The 13,530-nt window shown below is 33.7% G+C and carries 11 protein-coding genes; all 11 read right to left on the bottom strand.

Translation table 11 applies throughout. The annotated features are described in order from the left end of the window. Nucleotides 1-21: 21 nt before the first annotated feature. Nucleotides 22-966 carry a hypothetical protein gene (locus JOC73_RS00355; RefSeq protein WP_204399853.1) on the bottom strand — a complete coding sequence of 315 codons (945 nt, stop codon included), beginning with the start codon at nucleotides 964-966 and terminating at the stop codon, nucleotides 22-24. A 283-nt stretch (nucleotides 967-1,249) separates the two neighbouring features. Further along, complete coding sequence (locus tag JOC73_RS00350) at nucleotides 1,250-2,365, bottom strand: C40 family peptidase (RefSeq protein ID WP_204399852.1); 1,116 nt, start codon at nucleotides 2,363-2,365, stop codon at nucleotides 1,250-1,252. Nucleotides 2,366-2,817: 452 nt separating this feature from the next. After that, nucleotides 2,818-3,267, bottom strand: a complete 450-nt coding sequence (locus JOC73_RS00345) for an S-ribosylhomocysteine lyase (RefSeq protein ID WP_204399851.1) — start codon at nucleotides 3,265-3,267, stop codon at nucleotides 2,818-2,820. 188 nt (nucleotides 3,268-3,455) lie between these two features. After that, nucleotides 3,456-4,154 (bottom strand): TIGR01906 family membrane protein, encoded by a 699-nt coding sequence (locus JOC73_RS00340; RefSeq protein WP_204399850.1) that lies wholly within the window; start codon nucleotides 4,152-4,154, stop codon nucleotides 3,456-3,458. 336 nt (nucleotides 4,155-4,490) lie between these two features. Continuing rightward, a complete protein-coding gene (locus JOC73_RS00335) occupies nucleotides 4,491-4,766 on the bottom strand; it encodes a hypothetical protein (protein ID WP_204399849.1) in 276 nt (91 codons plus the stop codon). Between the two features lie 74 nt (nucleotides 4,767-4,840). After that, nucleotides 4,841-5,425 (bottom strand): 3'-5' exonuclease, encoded by a 585-nt coding sequence (locus tag JOC73_RS00330; protein ID WP_204399848.1) that lies wholly within the window; start codon nucleotides 5,423-5,425, stop codon nucleotides 4,841-4,843. Nucleotides 5,426-5,723: 298 nt separating this feature from the next. Next, the gene (locus JOC73_RS00325; protein ID WP_204399847.1) at nucleotides 5,724-8,222 is read right to left on the bottom strand and encodes a CoA-disulfide reductase; all 2,499 of its coding nucleotides are present in this window, start codon (nucleotides 8,220-8,222) and stop codon (nucleotides 5,724-5,726) included. 124 nt (nucleotides 8,223-8,346) lie between these two features. Continuing rightward, on the bottom strand, nucleotides 8,347-8,643 hold the full coding sequence (locus JOC73_RS00320) for an ArsR/SmtB family transcription factor (RefSeq protein WP_330613029.1): 297 nt from the start codon (nucleotides 8,641-8,643) through the stop codon (nucleotides 8,347-8,349). Nucleotides 8,644-8,754: 111 nt separating this feature from the next. After that, a complete protein-coding gene (locus JOC73_RS00315; protein ID WP_204399846.1) occupies nucleotides 8,755-9,408 on the bottom strand; it encodes an alpha/beta fold hydrolase in 654 nt (217 codons plus the stop codon). A 493-nt stretch (nucleotides 9,409-9,901) separates the two neighbouring features. After that, nucleotides 9,902-11,947 (bottom strand): methyl-accepting chemotaxis protein, encoded by a 2,046-nt coding sequence (locus JOC73_RS00310; protein ID WP_204399845.1) that lies wholly within the window; start codon nucleotides 11,945-11,947, stop codon nucleotides 9,902-9,904. 851 nt (nucleotides 11,948-12,798) lie between these two features. Further along, nucleotides 12,799-13,518, bottom strand: a complete 720-nt coding sequence (locus JOC73_RS00305; RefSeq protein ID WP_204399844.1) for a YebC/PmpR family DNA-binding transcriptional regulator — start codon at nucleotides 13,516-13,518, stop codon at nucleotides 12,799-12,801. Nucleotides 13,519-13,530 lie beyond the last annotated feature (12 nt).

Raw genomic sequence — 13,530 nt, 5'->3', positions numbered from 1 at the left:
TGATCCCTCCATATTCCTTTATCATTTGATTAATTCCACTACTCTAAATAGACTGTCTAAATATAAGCTGTGAATCTGATGTAGATTATCAACATGGCCTGCACTAATTATTTCAATAGAACGATTGATGTTATTGTTTTGATAAGCTATCATTTTTTCCATTACAGCTTCTTTAACTGGAAAACTTTGGGGTAAATCTATTCCCCTTAGATTTTCGTCTAATTCTACCAGAACTTCTTGTTGTTTTTTTAACAATTCTATATAAGTACCTAATTCTCCTTCTTTTTCATAAAAATTATACCATTCTTCTCCCTGCAGTTCCATCAGTTCTATAATTTTATTTATATCTTCAACAATTTTACTATATACCTCCACATCATCCCCCTCAGGGTACTCAATTACTTGTATTGAAGGATGTACTTCATTGATATAAGCGTCTGGATAAAAGCTTCTAATATACTGTAGTTCTTGTTCTACCTGTGATCTTTTAGTCCCTCCCACTACGTATACCTTAAAACTACTATCTTCTTTATAAATTAAATTAGACAGCTTTCTTTCGTTAAGCTCTTGTATTAAACCCTCTACCCTCTTGTTATCACTCAAACTAGCTATTTGGATAGTATAGATTGATAGAGGCTTGACTTCCTTTTCAATTAATCTAGAATCTTCCTCCTGACCTTGACTACCTGATTCTTTAGGTGCTTTATCTTCAGCTATAGGTTTTTCTTCATCACCCTTTTCTTTATTGGTATTATTGGTGTTGTGAGTGTTTTCACTATTATTTCCCCTATTACCTTCATCAACCACAAAATTATAATCCGAATTTAAGGCTGGTGATACCCATAATTCTGTAATCCTTAATCCTATATATATAGCTATTATCGGTAATATCATACAAAATAAAGCTACTAAAATCATTGTTCCTCGTCTTTTTTTTCTTTTTAGCATCATTCTATTTCTTTTCATGCTTTCCCCTCCATTCGTTATTCTCACTACAGACCTTATCTTGAATATACTTGTCTATTATATATATAATGAAAGTATTAAAAATTATTCCTGTATTGCTTATAATATATAAAAATCCACTTTTCAAGTGGATCTAGCTACTGAAAATCCCTATTTCCTCATCAACTCTAAAAAAACAGCACCTTACGTATTTCTACGTTAAGGACGCTGTTTTTTCTTGTTCCTGGCATTTAAAGGTTTTTGATCATTAGCTTACAGGCTATCAAAAAACCTAATTTAATTTTTAAAATCTAACAGCCTTAAGGAATCTTGTACTATAATAACCCTCTGATAAAGTAGATATCATAACCTTAGCCCTTGCTGAAGAGGCATGTACAAAATCACCATTGCCAATGTATATACCTACATGGGTTATTGTTCTTCCCATTCTAGAGTCTGTATTGAAGAATACTAAATCTCCTAGTTGTAAATTAGCTCTGCTTACATCTGTACCAACAGTACCTTGATCTCTAGATGTTCTTGGTAAGTTAATACCTTTATCCTTCAGGTATTCTCCATAATATGTATCTAGGATATAATATGTAAATCCTGAGCAATCAAAAGTGTTAGGTCCTGTTGCACCCCAAACATATTTCTTGCCTATATATTTTGATGTTATTTCTGACATGTTGGAAAATACGCTAGTTCTTTCACCAGATCTACTGATTGGTCTAGCAACGTTAATTTGCAGCTCTATAAACTCTTCCTTCATCCAGCCTTCAACAAAATTATCCGTTACTACTTGATACCATCCATTTTGGAAATGTTTAATATATAGAACATCATTTTCTTTAAAGCTAGCTAGTTTCTTAGCATTCTCTACACCATATTCCATTAAGGGGGCATCACCTTTTAAAATTACACCTGAAGGGAGGTTCGGCATTACTTTTACGAAATCCCTATGTATCCATGCTGTTTTATTGACCTGAAGCTTTATCTGAAGCCAATCCCCTTGGCCCTTTATCACAATTACTTCTGTACCTTCTATGAGCTTAGTGACAATTGCACTATCGGTGGATGCCTCACTTCTAACATTCAATACACTAGCAGTAATGATCCCCTTCTTTATTTCTTCCTTATTGTCTACTGATAAAAGGTCGCTATACATCCATCCTTCAATCGTTTCAGTGGAATCCTTAACCCTATACCATTTATCCTTAGCTTCTAGAATAGTTACCCTTGTTCCTATGGGTAGGCTATTCACCACATCACCATTAAAATCATTAGTCTTTCTAACGATTCCCTGAGATGCAAGTACTGTTCCTTGCGTTTCAGCAGCTGAAGCAAAGACCGTTGACAAAAGAATCATCACCATAAGCATAAAGTAAAATTTAAAATTTTTCCTTAGTTTTAATTCCATACGCCACCACCTGTTCAATTATTTTTATAATTATATTATTCTATTAAATTCCGCCTTTTCCTTCTTCTTCTTTCTAATTTTTATTAATAAATATCATAAAATATACACTAAGTTCTTTTGCCTTACATACTAGTAAAGAATATTAGGAAGATAGAGATCAACAACTTTAATATTTTTGATTCCAGTATCTTCTATATTATTTACAGTTTTTCTATTAATATTAGCCCCCATATCATTTTTGCAACAATAGGATTCATTAAATACAAGTATCTACTCTAATCTCCAGTACTTTACCAGTCAAGGCCACCATACTACATTACTTCTATAAAGATTTAAGTCAAAATAAATAAAACACCACAGGTTATGTAGTGTTTTATCAGTACCTTTTATTATCACTGTTTAAATCTGTTAAAGCTAAAAATGCTTGATAGATATTCTCTTAGATCTTTATTCTACTTATAGATTTGCTTCAATTTATCTAGCACAACTCTAGCATATTCTTTAGCCCCAAATAAAGACATATCCCTGTAGTTACCGCATTGAATAGGATTTAAAGCAGGCACTTCCTCTGCATCAATTACCTTTTGTAGCGTCTTCATGAGGGCTTGAGCCACATCCTCTTCTGTAGATTCCCCCACCTTAATTAAATAAAAACCTGTTCTACAACCCATGGGAGAGATATCAACAATATCTTCTAATTCCTCTCTAAAGAAACCAGCCATCAAATGCTCAATAGCATGAATGGCTCCTGTCGGCATTGCTTCTACGTTTGGTTGAGTAAAACGCAGGTCAAACTTTGTAATGACATCACCCTTAGGAGTGTTGATATGTCCACATTTCCTAACAAAAGGTGCTGTCACCTTTGTATGGTCCATTGTAAAACTCTCTACTATGATTTTCATTTAAATACCTCCTATTTTTCAATAAAATCATGTCAGCTGACCTTCTTATTTATACATCAACTATGTGTATAGTCTATAGTATTTATTCGTTTTTAATGTTAGTCTTTTCGATAGTGCTTTGCTTCATAATGAGTATTTCTTTCATTACATGATAAAATCCTGCAATTTACTAAAATTTATCTTTCATACTAGTATTTATTTCCTTTTCCATTAAGCCTATCAAACACTCCAAACTTTCTAAACCCAATAACTCCCAACAACACATTAACACCAAAGAAATAAGAAGCAATCTTCACCGCTGTATCGTTAAAGAAACCTTCTGGTAGCATTTGAATCATCAACTCATCTGCCTCCAGCATCCAAAGGTCATTATCAAAGAAAATTAAATGGAAGTAGGTAAAGTATTTATAGAAATCCATTAGCATGAGAATGTATAACAATAACATTAGTAAAATATTTACTATCCCTACGTAAAACATTGCCTTCGTAAAGTTTTCCTTCCATTTTCCATCCCTCATCCTCAAATAAATCAGCAACCCGATGACCACAACAAATCCAATATTTCTTATTCGTCCTCCTGCAATGAATAATTCCTTTACATCGATCATATGGAGTACAGCCCGCTCTCCAAATGCCGCTTCTTCATTGCCATCTACTATCATAGTCGTATCCAGCAACTCTCTATCATCCTTTAGATATTTTAATACATCCCCCATGACCACTCTTAGCTCCTCAAGTTCCAGTCCCGTAGCCTTAGGTATATCGTATTTAATAAACATAGCTTCATAATGGGCTTCATTAAAAGCTACTATTTCAACTGCTTTAAAAAGAAAAATAATAGAAATAAAAATACCAAGTAATATATAGGCTAATTTATGCTTCTTCATTTATTCATCCCCTTTTTTCTATACTTCTATCTACATTATTTCTTGATTTCATACTTTTCCATTAGATAACTCAAAGTATGCCTACTAATCCCCAGTAGTTGATGGGGTTTTATTTAATTTATATATTAGTAGTAATATTACAATAGATGCATAAGATGGGCATCCTTTTTCTCCTTAATTGTAGCATATCCTACAACTTTATCCTACACAAACGATGATTTTCACTGTTGTTTGCCTCTTCTATTGATTTTAATAATACTTAAAAAAAACAGCTCCAAAGGTTCCTCCCCTGGGGCTGAATATGTTCTATCAAAATTTTTCTTAGTGTAATCTATTTTAATCTTGATTGATTATTTTCCCTTCGATAAATCTGAGTATCTCCTGTCTATCTTCATCGGTAAACTCAAAACCATGAACATTCATACCCTGGTCTACCAATTCAATGTGATCCAGCTTTAAATCACCATGTTTTTGATACACTGCCCATACTTTAGGGTCTGTCACTTCCCACCTAGAGGCCACCTCTTCGTCTAAATCTACACTCAAGATAATATCCATTAGTCCATCTTCATTGTTCAACTCACTAATCTCAGCAACATCTTTAATCTTCATCCCTCTAGCTCCTTTCATGATCCTACTATCTATAATTTGAGCCTAAAGGGTAAAAAATATGATATTACTTGTAATTAAATTTCTTTAAACCGATCACCTTTAAGCTCTTTTAGTATTTTTGCAGTATACATGGCGTCATTGAGGGCTTGATGAAAGGTACTATTTATCTCTATTTCTAAAGTCTCAAGTGCATTTTTAAGACCGATTTGTTGTCCTTTGGGAAGATTTAAGGCATTCATACACTTCCGCTGAATATCTAAATATTTATCAAACCAATCGGTATTGATCTTATGGAAACTGCAGTTACGCTTTAACTCATTTATATCATCTCTGCCCCAAGAACATAGGATAAAATCCCCATCACCAATCCACTCCTTGAAGGAATCAATAGCTTCTTCAAAGGGAACTCCCATCATTAAATCTTCATTAGTTATTAAAGTTTTTTGTTTAACCTTTGGATGGATTTTGGTATAGAGTTGTGGCTTTACATACTGCTTGAAGGTATCTTCTACCTCAACCTTGAGATTTGTTTTTACAGCCCCTATTTCTATAATTTCCTGTGGACATTGGGGATTTGTATCACCCCTCATGAGCTGTTTAGTTCTTCTATTAATTTTAAAAGCTGAATTAAATTCTAAATCAAATATTATGTACTTCATACGTCACCTACTATATTCATTTTTTATTGCTATCTTTTTTCTCTCATTTAAGGATCTATAATATATTTTACTACATTTTAGCCGGTCTTATTCTTGATTCCTCACATAGAAACACCCCCCCATAGAATTTTCGTTAGAAACCCTATAAGAAGGTGTACATTTTGTACCCATTTAATTATTATAGCACTAAATTTATTGGCAAATCAAGGCAAGTTAATAAAGTACTTCACTGACCACTTCAGTAAAAAGGCGATCTTGAACTACAAGACCACCTTAACTCATTAGTATGTTATATACATTAGATAAATAGGTTAAGACCAGCGTCTTCTGCTTCTCCTAAATAAGTTGCAACTCCACCAATATCTACACCATCTATCAACTCTTCTTCTTTTATTCCCATGATATCCATTGACATTGCACAAGCCATTAATTTTACACCAACCTTTGAAGCATTTGCCATTAGGACTTCTAGAGAATCAACATTTTTTTGCTGCATTACATAGTTGATCATCTTTGGACCCATACCCGCCATGTTCATCTTAGAAATAGGAAGCTTCTTTGGTCCTTTTGGCATCATCCAGCCAAACATTCTTTCAACAGCACTCTTTTCAACCTTAGGGTGATGATCTTTTCTTAATACATTTAATCCCCAGAAGGTGAAGAATAACGTTACCTTTTTACCCATAGCAGCAGCACCAGAAGCGATGATGAAGGATGCGATGGCCTTATCTAAGTCTCCACTAAATACAACGATTGTTGCATTTTCCTTGTCTTCTTTAATAACCATAGGTTGTTGCTGGCTACTTACTAAAGCATTTTTTTTATCTTCAGCTAGCATACCTGCTGCCCCTTTTTGAATTAAACACTTGAAGGCTTTACCGTCAAAGGTACTTTGAATTAAGGAGTTACCTGTTTTAGCACACCATGCTTGAATGTCTTTAGAGAAACCAGGATCAGTTGCAGTTACCTCTAAAATTTCTCCATCATTCATTAATTGCATTGCTTGGAATACCTGCATGATTGGACCTGGACACTGTAATCCACAAGCATTGATTTTTACGTGGGATTTAACTACTTCTGGGTCACAGTTCTTTCTTGCTGTACCGTCATCATCAATCTCTATAATACATTCAGTATCATTTACATTAGGTCTAAATACTGCTCCATAGGTCTTGTAACCACCATCAAGGTTCTTCACCTTGTATCCTGCTTGAGTTAAGATTCTAGCCGCTAAATATCCTCTGATTCCTACCTGACAGTATACATAGATTGTTTCCTTTTTTGGTAGCTCACTTAAACGGTTGCGAAGCTGACCTAAAGGAATATTAATCGTATTTTCAATGAATCCTAATTCTCTTTCGATTTCTTCTCTTACGTCTACAAGGACAGCCTTATTATCTTGCAAAGCCTTTACTTCATGCCATTGGAAGGTTTCCACAAGACCATGCTTCATATTTTCAGCCACAAAACCCAGCATATTTACTGGATCCTTAGCAGACGAGAATGGAGGTGCATAGGTTAATTCTAAATCCTTAAGATCAGTTGCCTTAAGTCCTGCCTTAATAGCAGTTGCAATGACATCTATACGTTTTTCTACTCCATCGTAACCCACAGCTTGAGCCCCTAAAATCTTATCTGTCTTAGGATCAAATAACATCTTCATTGAGATTGGGAAAGCTCCAGGGTAGTATCCAGCATGGGAACCTGGATGAATATGAATTACCTCGTATTTTAAGTTTTGTTTCTTTGCAATTTTTTCGTTGTTTCCTACAGAAGCAACTGTCATATCAAATACTTTGGCTACAGCACTTCCCATAGTACCTACATACTTTTCTTTTTTACCTACAAGATTGTTAGCAACTATTCTCCCCTGCTTGTTTGCTGGTCCTGCTAAAGGAATGATTGCATCCTGACCATTGATATAGTCTTTTACTTGGATAGCATCCCCTAAAGCATAGATACTTGGGTCAGAAGTTTCAAGGTATTCATTTACTTTGATGGCTCCTCCAACTCCTAGTTCTAAGTTGGCATCCTTTGCTAGTTGATTTTCTGGACGAACACCAATAGAGAAAATGATTAGGTCTGTATTGATTTTCTTACCACTTTGAAGAATAATTTCTTTACCATCTTTTTCAAAGGACTTAACTCCATCTTCTAAAATTAGTTGAACACCTTTGTCTTCGATATGATTATGAAGAATAGATGCCATTTCGTAGTCAATTGGTCCCATGATTTGGTCTGCCATCTCAACTAAAGATACCTTTAGACCTCTGTGGACTAAGTTTTCTGCCATTTCAACCCCGATGAATCCACCACCGATAACAGCTGCTGTTTTTGGCTTCTTGTTATCCACAAAAGATTTGATCGCGTCTGTATCTGGAATATTTCTTAATGTAAACAGGTTTTTACATTCTTTAATTCCTGGGATTGGAGGCATAATTGGACTAGCCCCTGGAGAAAGCACTACATAATCATAGCTTTCTTCGTAGGTTCTGTTATTTTTAAGATCTTTAACTTGAAGTACCTTCTTCTCTCTGTCAATCTTAGTTACTTCGTTGAATACTCTTATATCAATATTGAACTTTGCAGACATACCCTCTGGTGTTTGAACTAATAGGGCATCTCTTTGTTGGATTACCTCACCAATATAGTATGGAAGCCCACAGTTTGCAAAGGAAATGTGCTCTCCTCTTTCAAACATAATAATTTCAGCGTTTTCATCTAATCTTCTCAAACGAGCAGCTGTAGATGCTCCACCAGCAACGCCACCAACGATTAAAATCTTTTTCTTCTTCATTTTATTAATTTCCCCCTTCTAAATAGTAGCTATCATTTCAACTTATTATTAAATTTATATATTCAAATAATCAAATATAAGTTCTTAAAAAAACTTCTATTTAGGACTTAGCTAAATAGAAATTTTAAACATTCTCCACAGGAAAAAGCACCTCGACAATTTTTTGGACTCTTTCATTTGTTACACTGTAATGAATTTCTAGGCCCTTTCGATCACCAACAATAATCCCAGCACTCTTCAGCTTAGTTAAGTGTTGTGATATAGTGGATTGTGGAATATCAAGACACTCCTGCATATGGGATACATTACATCCTGACTTTTGCAGCAATCCCCTTACAATACATAAACGAATGGGATGACCTAGCGCTTTTAGCATTTCACTATAGTCCTCATAAAGCTCTTTTTGTTTTGTAATATCCAATCAGAACACCTCTTTTATTAATATATTCTAATATTACGATATAGTTTTATCTTTGTCAAGGTAGATTGTTAAATTTATGCATAAAGTAATTTGCTTTTTTGCTATGATTGATTAGTCCACTTTAAATTTTCCTGTCCTAAGAAAAGAATCAATCAATTCAGCCGTAACCGGTTGATAATGAATGTCCTTATGCCCATAGGGCAGCAGGATAAAATCCTTTAATCCCTCAATCTTTACAGACTTCACTGTAACCCTACCATCATTTTCTTCCCTTAACAAATTCCCAAAAAACAGATTGTTATTATTGCCTGCAATAGCAGCTATATCAATATCATTGCACTCATCACCTAAACCAAGACGTTTCAACTCGCAACTTTGTATAGATTTCAAGGTTTTATATTTCTTAAAGGCTATTCTAAAAATTCTCCCTACAAGATTAGCAAAATCACTCCCCCTATTGGGTGTTGCAACTAAAATACATTTATCAATGTATTTTCTATGGGAGGTGAAGGATAATAGGTGTCGGATCACCAATCCCCCTGTACTGTGCCCCACCAGATTAAGCTTTTCCCCTTCCTTTAAATCCTTTATCAAGTCGGAAAGCATCTCCTCTAAAAGCATAGTCCCATGCTCTAATTTATGATAAGTCAGGGGTAAGTCTAGTATTATACATCCATGTCCTAGTTTTTCTAGGTTGTCTTTTAAGACCTTCATATCACTGGAAGTTTTGTTGTAGCCATGTATTAATATGTTCTTATGTTTCATTGACAAACCCTTCCTCAAAGATTATTTCCTTAAATATGCTAAGGATGTATCGAAAATAAAGATAAAACCTATACTCAAAATAATTCTTATCCCTTGGATATAAAAGTTTCTATCATTTCAAGAATATAATATTTATTGCTTAGAAGCAAGCTGTACAAAAAATAGCTTAGGGGTAATGCTAGAATTCTATACCACTTTAGTAAAACTATCAAATATAGTATTTAAAGTTACTAAATGTATAAAGAAGACCACATTCTGCTCTCGAGGGTAATCAATTATTTTAATCTTTTATCAAGGGTATTGTAACCCTTTTGAATATAATGTAAAAATTGATATGAAATACTTAGGATTTTCCAAAATATCTTTATTAGGGAATTTTTTAAAAAAGAACAATCTAATTGATGTAAAATCAAATTATATTCTGGGAAATATGAGTCATAAAGTCGAAAAAGGCTCCATTTACTTTAGGAGCCTTTTAGTATACTTTATTCGATCAAAGTTTGAATTGTTCTACCTGATTTTTAAGCTGAACAGCTATTTGAGCTAGTTCTTCACTAGATCTAGCAATTTCCTCCATTGTGGCTGTTTGCTCTTCTACTGATGCAGATGCTTCTTCAGTACCTGCTGCATTTTCTTCTGATATAGCAGATAAATTCTCTATTACCTTAATAATATCTTCTTTTTTATATGTCATATCTTCACTTGATAAATTAACATTATTTATGTCTATCTTAATTTCATCAATGGCTTGTGCTATACCATCAAATTTACTATTGGTTTTATCAACACTTTCATATTGTGAAGAAACAATACTTGCAACTTCTTCCATAGTTTTTACAGCGCCTGAGGTTTTATCTGCTAATTCATTGATGATAGAGCTTATCTCTTCAGTAAACTTGTTTGATTGTTCTGCAAGTTTTCTTATTTCCTCTGCTACAACTGCAAACCCTCTTCCCTGTTCACCAGCTCTGGCTGCTTCAATAGCTGCATTAAGGGCTAACAAATTTGTTTGTTCAGCTATACTTTTTATCATTTCACTTGCACTGGTAATCTTTGCTGCACTATCATTTGTATTGATGATAACTTCCCGTATTTGATTCGTTGATTTAATATTGATATTAGTCTTTTCAACAAGGTCTTTTAAGATATCAAATCCCTCATCTTTAAGCTTATTTACTTTTTCTGTTGAAATATTTAAGCGTTTTATATACTCTTTATTTTCAATTATTATGTTTCCAAGCTCTGAAATGGATAAAGCCCCTTGTTCAGTATCTTTAGCTTGCTCATTTGCTCCTTTAGCAATTTCTTCTATAGTTCTTGCAATTTCATCAGCAGCCGTTGCTGACTGTTGACTCATTGCAGTTAATTCTTCAGAGGATGCAGCTACCTGTTGAGATTTATCTACAACATTTTCGATTATATTTCTTACAGAGTGTTGCATTGTATTTACTGCTTGAGATATTTCTCCTAATTCATCATTCCTACTTAATAATTTTAGATCTAAATCCTTACTAAAATCACCATCAGCCATAAAATTCATTTGTTTCTTTAATACATTAATTATTTTTATCGCATTATTTGATATATTAATTAATATTAATCCTAGAATTACAAATATCAAAACTCCTGTAATTAAAACTATTGCAAGATTTTTATTTATCGCTGATTTTACGTCATCCATCGAAAAACCTATAGCCACTGCTCCAATATGTTCACCATCTATTATCAACGGATACAAAACATCATAAACTGTAACTTTTTCTTTTCCATAATACCACTCCTGTGAATACGGCTCACCTTGAATAGCTGCCAACTTACTCCCCTCATCATCAAAAACGACACCAATTTCATTTTGGTCACTATGGGCAAATGTTTTTAAATCTTTGTCCATCAATAACGCATATTCGATTTTTTCCCCTGAAGCTAAATCTTCAATAAGTCTTTGATAGCTAAAGTTTTCTGTTAAATCATGGACTTTATTTGCTAGCACTCCTATTTGTACAAAAAATCCATCATTACTTTTAAAGTATCCATATTTAAGAAAGTCTTTAGACTCAGTATCTTGTCTTATATCTTCAAGAAATTCATTGCTATTACCTATCATAAAGTCATGAACAGGATGCCCCTGTGGTGCAGTCCAACCTATATAACCATCAATATTTGAGTAAATAATTTCTCCTTGAGGACTATACCAGTTTATCTGCTCAACATCAGAATCATTGGCTAAATCTTTTATCAGTTCATTGTTCAGATTACCTTTAATTCTCATTACGTTATTATTAGTTATCCTAAGTTTATCGTCTAAGGTTCTATTCACTGTTTTTAAAGCCTTTGAATTGTCTTCCAACTTCTCAATAAAACTTTGTGACATAAAAAAGCCATTTTGCTTCATCTCATGCAGCAAACTTTGTCTTGTAAAATAGGATGACACCGCTCCCAAACAGGTAATACCAATTAAAACAACTATTAATGGTATATAGAGTAGCTCCTTCCTTATCGAACCCTTTCTTTTTCTTCTTACTTTCTTTAAATTAGTCATTTTAATTCTCCTATACGTCTTATTTTTTCTTTTGAGTTTACTTACACTAGATTAAACACAAACATTTTATTGAGGAAAATGCATAACAGCTTAGATAAAAAATCTATTTTTATGCAAACTAAAAACTCCTCCCACATTGAGAAATAAATGTTTTGCCTTTTAACATAATATGAAATAAGATTGTTACAACCTTCCATACTTAACTAGATGAAACTAAAATGACCGCTGTGTGACAGGCTCTTAACAAAGTAATCTGCTACAAAATCATAGATTTTCACCATCTTCTATTAAACAATGTAGCTTTTTATTTTGCAGAAATATAACTCTAAGAAAAATTATGTAATATTATCATTTATCATATCCTTTGACTTTTAATCTACTCTCTTAATTTTTATAAATTAATATTTACAAGTTATTATATCATATTATGCAAAATGTGGCGATTTTTTTTGAATATTATGTTGAATTTTTAGCTAATCTATGGCCAGTTAGAATTGATATGCATTTTCATTTCATTCCAGCAATTTTCTACATTATTCAACTCCCGACATACTGTCTCCTACGCTACCCTTGCCAAACTTCTGTTTTATATCCTCTTGCTATTATGCATTATAATCGAAAAAAATCTATTTTTATGACTTTTGTCAGTTTTTCAACTCACCCTTACAACTTTCAACAATTGGATTCCTATCAATAAAAAAACACCCCTTCCCATAAGTGTTTAACGATAAACATTTATGAAAAAAGGTGTGCAATTTGTATAACTTAGTTAAAGGAATAAAAGTTGGATGTATGCCATTATTCACTGTATTTTTCGGCACTAAACAACCCTGCAACGCAGTATTTCCAACCTATTCTTCTTCATTCCAGTTATGATGAACCTCTTGCACATCATCATTATCCTCTAGCATATCAATCAGCTTTTTCATCTTCTTAATATCTTCCCCTTGAAGAGTTGCCTCTGTTTGAGGAATATATACTACGTCTGCACTTAAGAAAGTGTAGTTTTCCTTTAGTAAAGCATCTTTAACTACCGAAAAATCTTCTGGAGTCGTGATTACTTGATACACTTCCTCTTCACTTGTAAAGTCCTCAGCTCCTGCTTCTAAAGCAGCCATCATAAGGGTATCTTCATCAATGGAGTCATCTTTTTCAATTAGCATTTGTCCCTTACGATCGAACATAAAGGACACACAACCAGAAGTCCCTAGATTACCCCCGTTTTTATCAAAGGCATGTCTTACGTCACCTGCTGTACGGTTACGGTTATCTGTTAATACGTCAACAATCACAGCTACACCACTTGGTCCATAACCTTCATAGGTGATATACTCAAAGTTATCTCCCCCAAGCTCACCCGTACCCTTTTTAATCGCCCGATCAATATTATCGTTTGGCATATTAGACGCCTTAGCCTTATCGACAGCATTCTTTAGAGCTGCATTGTATTCTGGGTCTCCTCCACCTTCTCGAGCAGCAACAGTGATTAATCTTGCCATTTTAGTATAGATTTTTGCTCTTTTTTGATCCTGTTTCTCTTTACGACCAATGATATTACCAATTCGTCCCACAAAACTCACTCC

The sequence above is a fragment of the Alkaliphilus hydrothermalis genome (genome assembly GCF_016908555.1).
GTDB lineage: Bacteria > Bacillota > Clostridia > Peptostreptococcales > Natronincolaceae > Alkaliphilus > Alkaliphilus hydrothermalis.
This window is presented reverse-complemented; position numbering and strand designations above follow the sequence as displayed.